This window comes from Dyella telluris, from assembly GCF_014297575.1.
Lineage (GTDB): Bacteria > Pseudomonadota > Gammaproteobacteria > Xanthomonadales > Rhodanobacteraceae > Dyella > Dyella telluris.
This window is the reverse complement of record NZ_CP060412.1, coordinates 4,110,110-4,126,359: the sequence shown is the minus strand read 5'-3', so window position 1 is coordinate 4,126,359 and position 16,250 is coordinate 4,110,110. Positions and strand designations below refer to the sequence as shown.

Below are 16,250 nucleotides of genomic sequence, written 5' to 3'. Positions count from 1 at the left end.
TCAGCGCAGCGACGCGTCGATCAGCTGGTTGGCCACGCTGACCAGCGACGCGGCCGGCCCGTTGGGCCCGAACAACTGACCCGACGCATAGGTGCCTTCGAGCAACAGCAGCAAACCATCGGCAAGCATCGCCGGCTCCTTTGCGCCCATCGCCATGGACAACTCCACCATGCGCTCACGCAAGCGGCGCTTGTGCTCTTCGGCAACCTTGCGTGCGGGGTGGTCGTCGCCCGGATATTCCACCACCGCATTGGTGAGGCCGCAGCCGCGATAGCCCACCTGCGTGGCGCGATGCGCGAGGCCTTCGAAGTACGCCAGCAACTGACCGCGCGCATCACCCGGGTGCGTCGGAACGCCGGCTTCGAACACCTTCCAGAATCCGACTTCGTAATCGCGCAGGTACTCGGCTGCCAGTTCGTCCTTGGACGCATAGCTGCGATACAGGCTTGGCTTGGTGACGCCGGCCTTGGTGACGATCTCCTCCACGCCAATGGCGCGGATGCCTTCGCGATAGAACAGCTCGCGGGCGGTACGACGTATCCGCTCGGCCGCCTTGGGCTTGCCCTCGGCGGGCGGCTCTGCGGTGGGGGCGACAGGAGGACGTTTGATCGGCATGGCACATCACTGTTGACAATGTTACCGATCGGTACGTACGATGCACCCACTCCACGTACCGGTCGGTAACATGACTATAGCGCGCCCCCGTCCTTTCGGCCAGAAGTACGCCTTTGTCGTTGCCGGCGTGATCTTTCTTGCCCTGCTCGCCGCCGCCGGCGTACGTGCCGCCCCCGGCGTGCTCATTCTTCCACTGGGCAAGGCGTTCGGCTGGAGCCGGGACACCATCTCCCTTTCTGCCGCGCTAGGCATCTTCCTGTACGGCATGGTCGGCCCGTTCGCTGCGGCGCTTATGCAGGCCGTGGGCGTGCGACGCACCCTGATCGGGGCACTGATACTGATGACCGTCTCCGTGTCCGCCAGCGCGTGGATGACGCAGCCCTGGCACCTGATGGTGACGTGGGGGCTGTTCTCCGGCATCGGCTCGGGCTGCGTTGCCATCGTGATGGGCGCCACGGTGGTGAACCGCTGGTTCGTGAGCCACCGCGGTCTGGTGATGGGTCTGCTCACGGCCAGCACGGCCACCGGTACGCTGGCCTTTCTTCCCGCACTGGCCGCCATCGCCGAACACGGTGGCTGGCGCCCAGTGGTGTGGACCGTAGCCGCCGGCTGCGCCCTGCTGATCCCGCTCGTCTGGTGGCTGTTGCCGGAACGCCCGGCCGATATCGGCCTGCGTCCCTATGGCGCCACCGAAGACGAGGCCGATGCCGCCCCGCGACGCAATCTGCTCGCCATCGCGCTGGGCACGCTGGCGTCGGCGGCAAAACAGCGGACCTTCTGGTTCCTGTTCGCCACCTTCTTCATCTGCGGCTTCACCACCAACGGACTGATCGGCACGCACTTCATCGCCATGTGCGGTGACCACGGCATTCCCGAAGTGCGCGCGGCCGGCCTGCTCGCCATGATGGGTGCGTTCGACCTGGTCGGCACCACGCTGTCAGGTTGGCTGACCGACCGCTATGACCCGCGCAAGCTGCTGTTCGTGTACTACGGCCTGCGCGGACTCTCGCTGATCTGGCTGCCCTACTCCGATTTCTCGCTGGCCAGCCTGTCGCTGTTCGGCATGTTCTACGGGCTGGACTGGATCGCGACGGTGCCCCCCACGCTGCGTCTTGCATCGGAAGCCTTCGGCGATCGCGATGCGCCGGTGGTGTTCGGCTGGGTGGCCGCTGGCCATCAGATCGGCGCAGCCAGCGCGGCGTTCCTGGCCGGCGCGCTGCGCACGCAGAGTGGCGATTACCTGCAACCTTTCGTCATCGCCGGCGTTACCGGCCTGATCGCCTCGGGCCTGGCCCTGATGATCCGTCGCCGCCAGCATCTGCAACCGGCGCTGCAACCGGGTTGATCAGGCCAGCCGCGTGCCGTTGGGCACGGGGCGCTCGACCGCGGTGAGCACCACACCCTCGTCGGTGGGAAATCCGGTCAGCAGGAACTGTGAACGGAACGGCCCGATCTGCTTCTCCGGGAAATTGATGATGCCGACGATCTGGCGCCCGATCAGATCCTCGGCCTGATACAAGCGGGCAATCTGCGCACTGGTTTTCTTTTCGCCATACGGGCCGAAATCCACCCACACTTTCCACGCCGGCTTGCGCGCTTCGGGAAACGGCTCCACCCGCGTTACGGTGCCGGCAACGAGCAACACCTTCTCGAAATCGGCCCAGCTGATCTCGCCCGGCGCATTGGCTTCTGTTCCGCTCATCCTTCCAGCCTCGTCTTGAACCAGTCCTTGCTTTGTTGCCACCAGTAGCTGGCCTGCGCACCGAGATAGCCAAATGGCCGATAGGTGCGATCCAGGCCGTAAGGCGCGAACTGCTTCCATCGATCATCACCTTCGGCCAGGGCCGAGGCCAGCAGCTCACCCGCCGCGCAGGTGGGTGCCAGGCCATGACCGCCGAATGCCTGCGCCCACCACAAACCGTCGCCACTGCTGCCGATCTGCGGCATCTGGTGGCGTGCGTAGCTCATCAGGCCGGACCATGCGTAGTCGACGCGCACGCCCTTCAGCTGGGGAAACACGCGCAGCAGGTCGTGCATAAGCAATTGCTGCACGGCACGAGGCGAACGATCGCGCACCGAGATGCGCCCGCCCCAGAGCAGGCGGCCATCCGGCAGCGGCCGGTAGTAGTCGAAGGCGAAGCGTGAATCGTAAACGGCGGCACGCGTTTCCAGCGCATCGACCATGCGCCCACCCAGGGGCTCGGTCACCATCACGTAGGTGGCAATGGGCAGGATGGCGCGATCCACCTGGCGCCGCAGCCCGGCCAGATAACCTCCGCAGGCAAGCACGACCTGATCGGCGTGCACCGTGCCCTGCGCCGTCTCGATGCGCCAGCGTGTGCCGTCGCGACGCAGCTGCCACACATCGGTGTTCTCGTGGACACGCACGCCCTGCGACGCCGCCGCGCCGGCAAGGCCGATGGCGAAATTCAGTGGATGCAGGTGCAGCGCGTCGCGCTCGTACAGGCCGTCGTAGTAACGCGTGGTGTGGACGCGTGCGCGAAGCTCGCTTTGCGGCAGCCACTCCCACGACACGCCGTACTGCCTTGCCAGCAACTCCTGCCGCTGTCGCAGCACAGCCGGATCGCGGAACCAGTTGGCCCAGATGACGCCTTCGTCCACCAGGTCACAGGGAATGTCGTAGTGCGATACATGCCGACGGATGCGCCCCACCGCTTCGGTGGTCAGACGAAACAATGCACCGGCTGCGTTCTGCCCACGCTGGTCGAGCAGCGATTGCTCACCCAGCGAATAGCCACCAAAGACAAAACCGCCGTTGCGCCCGGAGGCACCGAAGCCCACCTGCTCGCGTTCCAGCAGCACCACGTCGCGCACGCCACGTTCGGCCAGGCCGAGCGCGGTATGCAGGCCAGCGAAACCGCCGCCGACGATGGCCACACGTGCATCGACCTTGCCCTGCAGCGGGGCATACGGCGTATACGGCGTCGCCGTGGCGCGGTAGTAGGAAACAGCCGGTGACGAACTCATGCGTGGGCGTGCGCTGGTCTCGGAACAGTCGGGCAAGCATAGCGCAGCCGCGACACCCTGCCCGGGCGTGACGCATGGCAGGGTCGGTCAGTCGACCACGTTCACGCCCAGCGGCCGGCTGTCGCTGCGGCCGCGATCGTCGACCACGCGCACTTCGTAGTTGCCTGCCGTCGAGGGTTGCCAGAACAGCGACTCACCGGGCGCACTGCGCCCCACATAGGCGTCGTTGACGAACCAGTACATCGTGCGCACCGATGCGTCGGCATTGGCAGTGAAGGCAATGCGGTCCTGCCCGCTCGACTTCAGGCGCATGGCATAGATGCTGCCGCGCAGCGGCGAACTGATGGACGGCGGCTCGCCATCGGCACCACCAAGGGCACACGCATCGTTGCGCGGCGGGGTACGGCGCGGAATGCCGGCCTGCACGAACACCCGCTGCAATTCGGACGGCCAGAACTCATACACCTCCACGTGGGTGCGCTTGCCCTGGTACGGCGGACAGGCAGGCTTGCCGGTGTCGTCGTCGATCACCACCGGTCGATGCACCTGGCTCACGCGGATGGGCGACTTGCCCGGAATGAACCAGGTCATGCCACGCTGCGGGCACCACTGGTTGGGAAGCTCGCCGCTGGCCAGGCAGATCTCCACGCGCTTGAGGTGCGCAGGCATGTGCCGCACTGGCTCGGCCATCTGCGGCTGCGCGGCACGCAGGGCATCGACCATCTGGAAGAACAGGGGCGCCGCAGCCTCCACGCCGACAAACGCCGGGTTGCTGCTGCCATCGAAGTTGCCCACCCACACCACCAGCACGTACGGCCCCACGCTGCCCGCTGTCCAGGCATCGCGAAAACCCCATGAGGTGCCGGTCTTCCAGTACACCGGCAGGCGATCGGGCTGGGCACCCGTGGTTTCGTCGGGCCGCGGGTTCTGGCGCAACATGTCCATCACCATGAAGCTCGCCTCCTCACTGAGCAGGCGCGTTCCCTCCCCGTGTGGCTCTGCATCGAGCAGGCGCAGCGGCTTCAACTCACCGCGATTGGCGAGCATGGCATAGAGGCCAGCAAGCTCCTGCATGGAGACCTCACCGCCGCCCAGCACCAGCGCGAGGCCGTAGTGTTTTTCGCTCGCCATGCGACTGATGCCAGCATCGCGCAGGAACTGATAAAAGCTCGGTTGCTGCAACTGTGACGCCACCCAAACGGCAGGGATATTGCGGCTGCGTATCAGTGCTTCCGTTGCGGTCACCGGTCCAAGGAAATGGCCGTCGAAATTCTCCGGCGCGTACGGACCAAATGCGGTAGGCACATCGCGCAATACCGTCTGCGGGTGCAGCACGCCCTGGTCGAAACCCAACGCGTAGATGAAAGGCTTCAAGGTGGAGCCCGGCGAGCGTTTGGCCAGCGTGCCATTCACCTGGCCCTGGATATCGGCGTTGCGGTAGTCCGCCGATCCGACCAGCGCCTTTACGTCCATGTCCCGCGTATCCACCAGCACCGCGGCCACGTTGCGGATGCCGCGGCCACTGTTGCGTTCCACGTAACGATCCACCTGCCGCTCCAGCACATGCTGCAGATCCAGATCGAGCGTGGTCGTGACGCGGCTATCGATGTCGCCGGACATCAGGCGACGCGCGGCCAGCACCTGATCCACTGCATGCGGTGCCTCGAACGGCAGCTGCGACAACGGCCGCAGCCGCAGGGGCAAGGAAAACAGCGGTTGCAGCCCGGCATCCCTCGGATGCAGCACCTTCCATCGCGCGTAGAGGCGGTTGCGCGAACTGCTGAGCCGGGTGCTGATGAGGTCGGGCGCATCGACTCCCGCCTGCAGGCGACGGGTGGGGTCCTGGGGAATCACGGCCAGGGTCAATGCCTCGGGCAGACTCAATGCGCCGGCGGGCTTGTCGAAGTACGCCAGGCTGGCCGCACCCACGCCTTCGACATTGCGCCCGTACGGCGCGTAGTTCAGATAGGCCTCGAGGATCTGGTCCTTCGAATAGAACAGCTCCAGCTGTATTGCCCGCACCACCTGCTGCAACTTGCCCACCGGCGTGCGCGTGTTGAGGCGCCACAAAAGACGGGCGAGCTGCATGGTGACGGTCGAGCCACCCTGGCGGTTGCCGTGGTTCACATAGGTGACCCACGCGCCGCGCATCAGTCCGTAGGGATTGAAACCCGGATGCCATCGATACCAGCGGTCCTCATGCAACAGTACGCCATCGACCAGTGCGGGCGACACGTCCCGTAGTGGCACCCAAAGCCGATAGCGCTGGTCGCTGGCCAACGTGAGGCGAAGCAGGCGCCCATGCGCGTCATACACGGCCGTTGACGAGGGTAGCCAGGCGCTCAGCGGCCGATGTGGCCACCAGCGACAACCCACCAGCAAGGCGGCCAGCAACGCCACCGCCACCAGCCAGTTCTGCCAGCGCACGATCCAGCGTAGGGCGGCATGCCGGCTGCGAAGGATGAACGATGGCGTGTTCATGCGCGTCTGTCCGCTGCGGCACCCGCGAAATCTCGCGGGCGCCGCTTAACCATCAGGGCTGACGGACAACCTCCAGCGTGGCACCACCGGCCGTGCGCGCCTGCACGCGACGGTCGTACAGGGATTCGCCATAGGCCGGCGGCACGATGAACTTGCCGGCGTTGGTGGCCTTGATGCGGTAGACGAATTCACCCACGTCCGAGGTGGCCGTGCCATAGAGCACCACGCGATCCTCGCGTATGTCGGCGTACGTCAGTTGCCAGGTGGACTGGCCCACGCCGATCGGCGAGCGCCATGCACTGGCAGCCACTTGACTGTCGCCTCCGGCGTCGTTCTCGGCGCTGCCATCGTCCTGATGGTCGGTTACCGCCGCTGCTGGCTGGATCACCGGCTCGAAGCCGCCGGGCAACAGGTCGACCACGGCGAAGTTGCCATACGCACGGCCATCGGTGCTGCGGATCTTCACGTGAACGTCGATCTCGTCACCCACCTTGATCTTGTCGATCGCCTTGCCGTTGGTGTCGGTGTAGTCGCGAGTGATCTCCACGCCGTCCTTGATGGCCTTGGTCGGCTGGTCGCGGTCATAACCACCCTGGCTGACCACGCGCCATGCGGGCAACGCACTGTCGTTGGTGAAGCGCAGGCGTCGTGCGTCGGCAGCCCAGGTGCCTGCCTGCAGCAGGTTGCCCTGCGGTGCGGCGATGGACTTGACGGAGCCGTCCGCATGCACTTCATCAATGCGCAGCTTGTCCAGGTCGAGGTTGTTCTGGGTGGCGTATGCATCCAACGCCAACAAGGTCATCGACGAGGACAAGGTGTTGTACCAGCCCCGCTCCATCGGCCAGGTGATGTTCTCCAGCACCCGCGGCGAGAGCGCCTTGGCGCGATCCGGGAAATGCTTGCTGAGCAGATAGAGCGTGGTGGCATCGCGCACCAGCGGGTCGTAGTAGTAGCCATAGACGTAATCGCGATCCTGCCCGGTACGCTCCAGCAGTTTCTGCGGACCGGCCATCAACTGGGCCGCCGGCTTATCCTGCTTGAGCAGCTGGTAGGACGCCGCCAGCCATGCCGCAGCCAGGTCGTTCTTCCACTCCTTCGGGTAAGCCGCTTCCAGCCGCTTCTGCACGGCGGCAAGGTCATTGGTGGTGACATTGCCCTGGCGGGTCAGCAGATACACCGCGTAGGCGCGCTGGCGCAGCATGTCGATGCCGTCCAGCGATTCGTTGCTGGCCAGCTGGTGCAGGTACTTGTTGCCTGCATCGAACATGTCGCGCGGCACCTCCACGCCGCGGTCCCGGGCTTCGAGCATGAAATGCATGGCGTAGGTGGACACGAACGGATTGGCATCCGGCGTGGCCGTCCACAAACCGACGCCACCTTCGCCGTTCTGGCGCGAGTGCAGGATATCCAGCATCTGCGACAGCGCCTGCGAGTTGCTGAGCTTCTTGTCACCCAGCGCCGGCTGCAACGCATCGGCGAACACCTTCACCTGCGGCCATTTTGAGAGCACCAGTCGTGGCATGGCGGAGCTCAGGATCTGCTCGCTGCACAGGTGCTCGAAGTTCACCAGGTACGACGCAAGGCCGCTGCTCAGCACCACGGGAATATTGGAGAACGCGGTGGTTCGCGAGGCGTATTCGCCGTAAAGGCGACGCAAGTCGGGCTGCTCCTGCTTGGCCCCTGCATCCACGCGACCCACATCCACCTGCGTGCGATAGGCGGATGCCGGCCGAACGGAGACATCCACGCTCTGGCGTGCCGACTTGTCGCCATAGCCCGCCGTGAAGGTGAAGTTGCCCGAACCGAGCTTGTCGGTGGCCTTGACGCGGAAGTTCACCACACCCTCGCGCATCTCGCCGAGATTCAGGCTCTGCGTCTGCGCACCGACCACCTGGAGCTGCGGCCCGGTCTTCAGGGTCACCGCCACCGGCACCTGCTTGCCGCCGAGGCCCGTGAGGTTGTTGGCCACGCCCACGCTCACGTCGACCTCGTCACCGGGCGCCAGCGTGGTCGGCACGTTGGGCGAAAGCACGAAGTCCCCGCGGACCGTCGTGTTGCCTTCGTAGGTACCGATGCGATCGGTCGACACCGCCACCGCCATCACGCGCAGCTTGCCGTTGAAGTAATCGGGCACCTGATAGGTAAACTCCTTCTCGCCGCTCACATCCACGATGCCGGACCAGTACGCCACCGGCTTGTCGCGCTTGCGCTTGAACGGATTGAGCTGGCGGCCGATGGCCGCATCGGCATCACCGCCGGGCGCGGCCATGGCCATCAGCTTCTCGAAGTCCGGCAGGATCAGGTCGAGGATCTGCGAAGTGCCTACTTCCAGCATGCGCTTGCGGAAGAAGAACTTCAGCGGGTCACCCAGCTTGTAGCGCGCCACCTGCAGGATGCCTTCATCCACCGCGAACACCACGGCACGCGTGGGCTGCGGCGCACTGAGCTTGAAAGTCACGGTATCGCCCGGCTTCACCACCGCCGGCGAATCCACCTTGATGACGTTGCGCCGCGCATCCAGGTTCACCGAGAACGGCACCACGCCGTAGCTCAGCGGGCTCATGAAGATCTCGTCCGAGGACGGATCACGGATGTACTGCACGTTGATGTAGCCGTTGCCTTCGAAATCCGCCGGCACGGTGATGTGCTGCACGGAGCTAGTGGTATCAGCGTGGAACCACGCGTGCGCATACACCTTGTCGCGCTCGATGGTGATCAGGCCACTGCCCGCGTACGGCGCACGAATGGCGATATCCACCGACTCGCCCGGTGCGTAATCCTGCTTGCTCAGGTTGAGCTGCAGCTCCGCGTTGCGGTCCAGCGAGCGTGACACGTTGGCCGCACCCGCCACCGAATACTCCACGCGGTTCACTTCCACGCCGTCAGTGGCGCGGACGATGACCAGCGCATAGTTGCCGGGCTTGTCGGTAGGCAAGGGATAGTCCATCCCAGTGGCAGGAATCGACAACGGCTGCTCGTTGACCGGTACCTCCTTGAGCTTGGACTGATACTTGTAGACGCCTGAATCCTGCTTGGTCAGCACGGAGAGGTAACGACGCTCGATGAAGCGTGCCTTCAGGTCCTTCAGGGCGATGGACTTGGCGGTGTGGTCGATGGCCACCAGGTGCACGCTGCGCGGCGCGTCACGGTTGACGTAGTCCAGGTTGTCGACGGACTTGTAGCCGACCAGCCAGTCATTGCTGGACACCAGCGTCTGCGCGGCAGCAGCCACGCTGCGACCACCTTCGGGCTCATAGGCTTTCGCCAGGAAATACAGCTGATAGGTGGCGTCCGCGTATTTCTTCAGGTCGAAGTCGAATTCCGCGTGCCCCTTGTCGTCGGTCTTGCCATCCTGCAGCTTGTCCTCGTAGCCCTCCTTGGCGCGCTTCACGTCGTAGAAGTGATAGTCGGGCCAGCTACGGAAGGCCGGCCATGCCGGACGCAAGGTCAGCGACGCTTCTACGCGACGATCCGCCGCTGGCGTGCCAAACAGGTTCATCACGTCGACCACGCCCTTCACCTGATCGGGCTTCACCCAGCCTTCGGGCACCTGTCCGGCCAGCTTGGCTTCGACCTTCATGCGATCAGGCAGGAACTCCTTCACCTGCACGGTGGTACTGCCGATCTGCGCGCTGGCCTTGCCATCCTTCACGATGTACAGGTTTACCGTCCACGTGCCGGTGGGCGCGGTTTCGGCAGGCGCGTACTCGAGCTCGCCAAAACCGGATGCGTCCATCGACATCGGCAGCTGCTTCACCGTCATGCCGCGCGGATCGACGATCTCCGCCTGCAGCGGCACGCCGACCACACTGCGGGTCCAGCTGGCTGCACGTACGATCAGGCCGATGTGGAAGGTGTCACCCGGGCGATAGATGCCACGATCCGAGAACAGATAAGCCGAGAGCTGGCCCTCGTTCTGCGCATTGCGCTCGCCACCCACGTCGAAGCGCGAGAAGTCGAGCTTGCGCTCGTAACTGGTCGAACCGCCGATAGGCAGGAACGACAGGTCATCGCCCTTCCTGACCACGTACAGCGTGGGTTGTTTCTCGCGATCCAGCCCCTTGAGGGTGGGAAAATGCACGGCACCGTCGGCGGACGTCGATTCGCTGAAGAGTGTCTGGCCGTTCAAGGCCAGCACCGATACCGTGGCGCCTGCCACCGGCTGGCCGGTGTGGATGGACTGTACGAATACATCCTGGCTGCCATCCAGCGAACGCTTCACCAGCATGCCAAGGTCCGTGACCACGATCAGGCGCGTGTCGGTTGGGTCGGCCGTCTCGCTGCCGTCGCCGCTGTCGGCCATCTCGCCCTGCTCGTCGCCGCTTTCTTCCGGTTCGTCACCCGACTCGTTATTCGTGGGTGCTGCCTGCGGCTGGCCCTCGGCTGCCTTCCGGGCTTCTTCCCGCTTCTTTTCCGCCGCGGCGTCATAGCTGGACAGGTGCAGCAGGAACACGCCCCGCTTGCCGTCCTTCAGGTACTGCCCAAGGTCGATACCTTCGTAATGCGCCTTGGCCGGATCGCCCTTGGGAAAGCTGCGCTTCTGCTCGAAGCGTTCGACGATGTGATCTTCGCTGAAGTCGTAACTCAACTGCGGGCGCGCAAACGTGCCCTGGTTGAAGCTGACCAGATGCTGCAGCTGATCCGGCAGTACGCGGCCCACCTCGACCCGCATGCCGGGCAAGTTGCGCGACACCACCGAGATGCGCTTGCTGCCCGACATGGACAGCAACGAGCCATCCGCCATGAAGCGCAGCAGCCTGGGATAGTCCGGCACCCTGATGACGGTGGCATAGGGCTTGCCCAGGATGTAACCGCCGAACGACTTCAGGCCCTTGTCCACACGCACGTACACACGCTGCCCGGGCGCGGCATGGAACTTGAAGCTCTGCACGGCTTCGTAGTCGTTTTCGGTCGGCACTATCTCCAGCTTCAGCGGCTCGCTCTGACGCAATTCCGCCTCGCCGACTTCGCCAGTGCTCCAGTCGTACGGCGCAGCATCCTCGCCCTGTTCGTCGCCCTTCTTGCGCGCTGGCAGCACCCAGGCCTTGATCAGGCCGCCCAGGTCACTGTCGCGCACCGTGCCGCCCACGTTGACCAGCAGCACCTGCTCGGGTTCGTACTTTTCGTTGTCGACCAGCGTCGGCTCGATGTGGTCGATGGTGAGGCTGTAGAGGCCAGGCACGCGGACCTGGGTCTTGATGGTTTCAGCCGTACCGTCGCCGCCGCGAGCGCTGCGCACGCCCTTGCCGATCGCGTAGGACACCGCGCCTTCGTCGCGCGGCAGTGAAAGCGGTTGCGAGTGAATCCACGCATGCAGCTTGTACTGGTCGTAAGTGACCGTGTACTTCAGCGCCGCATCGCCGCCGGATGGCTGCTTCAGGCCCACCTCGATGCGCTTCTCGAACTCAGCGGCGTCGACCGGGTAATTGAACGTGACCGGCAGGATGGTCTTCCTGGCCGTGGCGTCCTGCGGATCCTGATAGAACTCGCCCTTCTCGGCCTTGGCTTCGAACGCGGGCGTGTCGAAATCGACATGGTCATCCGCCATCATCACATGGCGTGCAAATGCCTTGGCCACGTCGAAGCGCACCTGGAAATGCTTGCCAACCGGCCAGTCTTCGGCAGGAGCAAAACGAAGCGTGTGGTCATCAACCCAGCTCCATTGCCCCTTCACCGCCGGCTGCATGACGATACCGGTGGTCACCGGTTTGCCAACCCCTTCAAGCGGTGCGGCCGAACCGGAGAACGCTACCGTGAGCGGATGGATCACGATGGGTTGCCGGGTGTAATCGGTGATCGGCGGCGCCTCGACGCTCAGTGTCACGCGGGAAGGCTCCACCGGCTGCGGCCGGTTCTTGTACCACTGCCAGCCAAACCAGCCACCGCCGCCGACCACGAGCGCCGCCACCAGGATGCCTGCCGCCTGCGCGGGGCGCTGCCGGATCCATCCACCCGTGGCGGGCATCCATCGGGGGGCGGCCCAGCTCACCTGGCCGAAAAGAGGCCGCAATAGCAGGCCGAGGCCGGCCAGAAGCCCTCGCAACAGACGCAAGGGGAGCAGGAGCAGAAATCGCAGCAGATCCATGATGCCTTCCCGGTTTTCATCCAATGAACACGGCGCCAAGCCGGCCCCGGGGTGATACCGGATGCGCCAAAACGCCCGCCTCTTGCGAAGCGGACCTGACGACACGGGCTTACCCTGGTGACAGCTTGCTCGCCAAACATGGCGATATGCAGGAAGGATTCTGACATGCCGGCGTCAGCGCCGCATGGGCATCCGGCGAGAACAGGACAAGCCTGACAAGGCGGCGTAGCCGCCGGGGGAAATCGCCGGGAATGCGCCGCCCCTGACGGGGCGGCGCAGGCAGATCGCTTAGAGCGTCGCCATGATCTCGCGCACGACGGGCGCGAGCTTGGGGTCCTGCAAGGCCATGTGCATGGTGGCGCGCACCAGCCCGGCCTTGTTGCCGCAATCGAAACGAGTGCCTTCGAAACGGTAGGCAAGGACCTTGCCCTGCTCCTTCAGCAGCGCGTCGATGGCGTCGGTCAGCTGGATCTCGCCACCGGCACCCGGCGTGGTTTGCTCGAGCAACTGGAAAATGCGGCCGGGCAGCACGTAGCGACCCACCACGGCCAGGTTCGACGGCGCGTCAGCCGGCTTGGGCTTTTCCACCATGTGGCGGATCTGCGCACTGCGCTCGTCCACCGGGGTGGCGTCGACAATGCCGTACTTGTCGGTGTCGCTGTGCGGCACTTCTTCCACGGCGATGACACCAGCGCCCTGCGACTGCGCGAGTTCGGCCATCTGGCCCAGCGCGCCCTTGCCCTTGTTCCAGATGAGATCGTCCGGAAGTACCACGCCGAACGGCTCGTCGCCAACGACAGGCTTGGCACAAAGCACAGCATGCCCCAGGCCCAGTGCCTCGGGCTGCGTCACGAAGATCGCGCGCACGTGCTTGGGCAGTGTGCCCTGCACCAGCGCGAGCAGTTCGTCCTTGCCCTTTTCCTGCAGCTTGGCCTCGAGCTCATACGCCTTGTCGAAATAGTCGGCAATGGCGTGCTTGTATCGATTGGTGACGAAGATGAGCGTATCCGCGCCGGCGTCGACGGCTTCGTCAACGGCGTACTGGATCAACGGGCGATCCAGCACCGGCAGCATTTCCTTGGCCACCACCTTGGTCGCGGGAAGGAAACGCGTGCCAAGACCGGCCACGGGGAACACCACCTTACGCAAGGGTTTGCTCACTTACTTCTCTCCTGATTCATTGCGACGTAGCGCCACCACGTTGTCCGTATGCACCGGTTCGCTCCAGCGGAACGACGGCAGCAGGTTGGACACGCACTGGCGCAGCGTTTCCTCGTCATAGGCGACGACGGCATCGGCCGCCCTCGCCATCTGCGTATTGAGCAGATCCCATTTCACCGGACGGTACTGCGCGAGGAAGATCTTCGCGTGCGTCGTCTCGATGTAGTTCTCAAGCGGATGGAACAGCTCTTCAAACAGTTTCTCGCCCGAGCGCAGCCCCGTATAGACGATGGGAATCTCAGTGCCAGGCTTGCGGCCAGCCAGGCGGATCATCTGCTCGGCGAGATCGCGGATCTTGATCGGCTCGCCCATGTCCAGCGCAAAGATCTCACCACCCTTGCCGATGCTGGCCGCCTGCAAAATCAGCTGGCAGGCTTCAGGAATGGTCATGAAGTAGCGGGAGATCTCGGGATGCGTGATGGTGACCGGTCCACCATTGCGGATCTGCTCGCGGAACAACGGCACCACCGAACCCGCGGAATCGAGCACGTTGCCGAAGCGCACCGTAATGAAATGCGTATTCGAATGCTCGTTGAGGTTCTGGCACCAGATTTCCGCCATGCGCTTGCACGCGCCCATGACACTGGTGGGGTTGACCGCCTTGTCAGTGGAAATCAGCACGAAACATTCGACCTGATGACGATCCGCCAGGTCGGCCACGTTGCGTGTGGCCAGCACGTTGTTGCGGAAGGCCGCGCGCAACTGGGCCTGCAGCATGGGCACGTGCTTGTATGCGGCGGCATGGAACACCACCTGCGGCTTGTACTCGTTGAACAGCTTGCGCATGGCTGCCGCATCACCGCAATCGGCCAGCACGCCCTCGAAGATCAGTTCCGGATACTCGGCACGCAGTTCCTGCGAGATCCGGTAGAGATTGAATTCAGTGTTGTCGACTACGCACAGCGACTGCGCGCCAAGGCGAGCCACCTGACGGCACAGCTCCGAACCGATCGAGCCACCACCGCCCGTGACCAGCACGCGACGCCCGGTCAGGGTGACGCGGATGGCCGTCCAGTCCAGCTCTACCGTATCGCGGCCAAGCAGATCCTCAATGGCGACTTCCTTGATCTCGTTGAAGTGCGCGCGCCCGGAGACCACGTCCTCTAGCTTCGGAACGGTGCGATACGGCAATCCGCTCTGGTCGCACAGCTCCACCACGCGGCGCATCTCCTGGGTGGAGGCGCCAGGCATGGCAATGAGCAGCATCTGCACGGCCACTTCACGGGCCAGCTCGGGAATCTGGTCGATACGCCCCAGCACCGGCTTGCCGTTGATGCTGGCACCGCGCAGGCTTTCCTTGTCGTCGACGAACCCGACCACGGTGAAACCATGGTCGCGATGCAGGTCGCGCGACAGCGCCTCACCGGCACGGTCGGCACCCACGATAAGCACACGCTGGGCGGGCTTGGCCTGAAACAGGTCGACGCGGCTGTCTTTCCAGAACCGATAAGCAAGACGAGGCATACCCAGCAGTACCGACAGCACCACGGGATACAGCAGCAAGACCGAACGGGGTACGTCCGCCAGACGGTTGTAGAGGATCAGCACCAGCGCAATGGCCAGGGCGCCGATGATCGCGGCCCGCAGGATGTTCCACAGGTCCGGAAGGCTGGCGAAACGCCACACGCCTTTGTAAAGGCCGGTCCAGCTCAGTACGGCGCCCTGCACCAGCAGGACGAGGGGAAATTCGAGCGCGTGGAAGCTGATCGCTGCGTTATCGATCATCGCGTAACGCAGGGCCTTGGCGATCCACCATGCCAGCGCAGCCATCAGCAGGTCGTGGAGTACCACGGCCGTTCGCGGATGAATGACACCGACCCATTTACGTAGCGGCATGTCGACCCTTGCTCAATACGCGCCGCAGACACTGGCGCTTCATGACAATCCAAACGGCGGTCGCTATCAGGTACGTGCCGAAAAACACCGGCACGGACCACGTCGGCCGGGCCCATGCAAGGACGGCGAGCGGCGCCGCAACCAGCATGTTCCAGACCAGATAGCACGCCCCTCCCGTGGCATGCGTGAAACCACTGCGAACCATCCATTGATACAGATGTTCGCGATGGGCAGTGTACCAGCGGCGGCCACCGACCATACGGTGGAACAGGGTAAGGGTAGCGTCCGCTACAAAAGATGAACTGAGAATCAGGGCCGGCCACAGCAGGTGCCAGTCCACCTGCCAGAGCAGCGCGGTGAGGGCAAAGATCAGCAGCCCCATGGTGCCGCTGCCCACGTCCCCCATGAAAATGCGTGCCCGTGGCCGGTTGAAATACCAGAAGCCCAGCGCCGCGGCCGCCAGGCACGCGGAAGCAACGGTCAGGGCCAGCTGGGCCGCCGACTGCGCCAGCAGCGCCAGACCCACGCCCACGAAGATCACCTGCTGGGCCAGGAGGCCGTCGATGCCATCCATGAAGTTATGCAGGTTGATGCTCCAGCCGCCGGCAAGCACGAGCACCGGCACCCACCACCAGGCCATGCCGGTGGCAGCCAGCGCGATGGCGATGAGGCCGACCGACAGCATCTGGATGCCAAACCGGGGCAGCACCGGCAGCGAGGAGTGGTCGTCCCACCAGCCCACGGCAGCGACCAACACCGTTCCAACCGCCACGGCCACGACCACCACGGCGGGCCAAGCCTCGGGCAACACCGCCAGGCTGGCGGGCATGGTCAGCAGCACGGCAACGACAATGCCGATGCCGCCGCCACGCGGCGTGGGAATGGTGTGGGATCGGCGCTGGCCCGGCTGGTCCAGCATGCCGCGCCGATGGGCGTAGGCGATGGCGGCGCGGACAACCACCCAGGAAATCACCAACGCGGCCAGCACCATCCCTGTCGCCAGCGAAGCAAAGTTCATCCGTGC

General features: G+C 64.5%; 9 protein-coding genes. 1 reads left to right on the top strand and 8 read right to left on the bottom strand.

Annotation, left to right across the window (positions count from 1 at the left end; genetic code table 11):
• On the bottom strand, positions 1-615 hold the full coding sequence (locus tag H8F01_RS18145; protein ID WP_187056435.1) for a TetR/AcrR family transcriptional regulator: 615 nt from the start codon (positions 613-615) through the stop codon (positions 1-3).
• Between the two features lie 70 nt (positions 616-685).
• On the opposite strand from H8F01_RS18145, the gene H8F01_RS18140 reads away from it, so the two are divergent.
• The gene (locus H8F01_RS18140) at positions 686-1,960 is read left to right on the top strand and encodes an MFS transporter (RefSeq protein ID WP_187056434.1); all 1,275 of its coding nucleotides are present in this window, start codon (positions 686-688) and stop codon (positions 1,958-1,960) included.
• Here the strand turns inward: H8F01_RS18140 and H8F01_RS18135 are convergent, their stop codons facing one another.
• The 7 genes from H8F01_RS18135 to H8F01_RS18105 form a co-directional block, all read right to left on the bottom strand.
• The gene (locus tag H8F01_RS18135) at positions 1,961-2,317 is read right to left on the bottom strand and encodes a tRNA-binding protein (RefSeq protein ID WP_187056433.1); all 357 of its coding nucleotides are present in this window, start codon (positions 2,315-2,317) and stop codon (positions 1,961-1,963) included. It abuts the gene before it with no gap.
• Positions 2,314-3,603 (bottom strand): NAD(P)/FAD-dependent oxidoreductase, encoded by a 1,290-nt coding sequence (locus tag H8F01_RS18130; protein ID WP_187056432.1) that lies wholly within the window; start codon positions 3,601-3,603, stop codon positions 2,314-2,316. The genes H8F01_RS18135 and H8F01_RS18130 overlap by 4 nt, the downstream gene beginning before the upstream one ends.
• Positions 3,604-3,690: 87 nt before the next feature.
• Positions 3,691-6,084, bottom strand: a complete 2,394-nt coding sequence (gene pbpC, locus H8F01_RS18125; protein ID WP_187056431.1) for a penicillin-binding protein 1C — start codon at positions 6,082-6,084, stop codon at positions 3,691-3,693.
• A 52-nt stretch (positions 6,085-6,136) separates the two neighbouring features.
• Positions 6,137-12,169, bottom strand: coding sequence for an MG2 domain-containing protein (locus H8F01_RS18120; RefSeq protein ID WP_187056430.1), 6,033 nt, complete (start codon positions 12,167-12,169; stop codon positions 6,137-6,139).
• Between the two features lie 288 nt (positions 12,170-12,457).
• Positions 12,458-13,330 carry a UTP--glucose-1-phosphate uridylyltransferase GalU gene (gene galU / locus H8F01_RS18115; RefSeq protein ID WP_187056429.1) on the bottom strand — a complete coding sequence of 291 codons (873 nt, stop codon included), beginning with the start codon at positions 13,328-13,330 and terminating at the stop codon, positions 12,458-12,460.
• Positions 13,331-15,226, bottom strand: coding sequence for a polysaccharide biosynthesis protein (locus H8F01_RS18110; RefSeq protein WP_187056428.1), 1,896 nt, complete (start codon positions 15,224-15,226; stop codon positions 13,331-13,333).
• Positions 15,213-16,244, bottom strand: coding sequence for an MraY family glycosyltransferase (locus tag H8F01_RS18105; protein WP_187056427.1), 1,032 nt, complete (start codon positions 16,242-16,244; stop codon positions 15,213-15,215). Before H8F01_RS18105 ends, H8F01_RS18110 begins: the two co-directional genes overlap by 14 nt.
• Positions 16,245-16,250 lie beyond the last annotated feature (6 nt).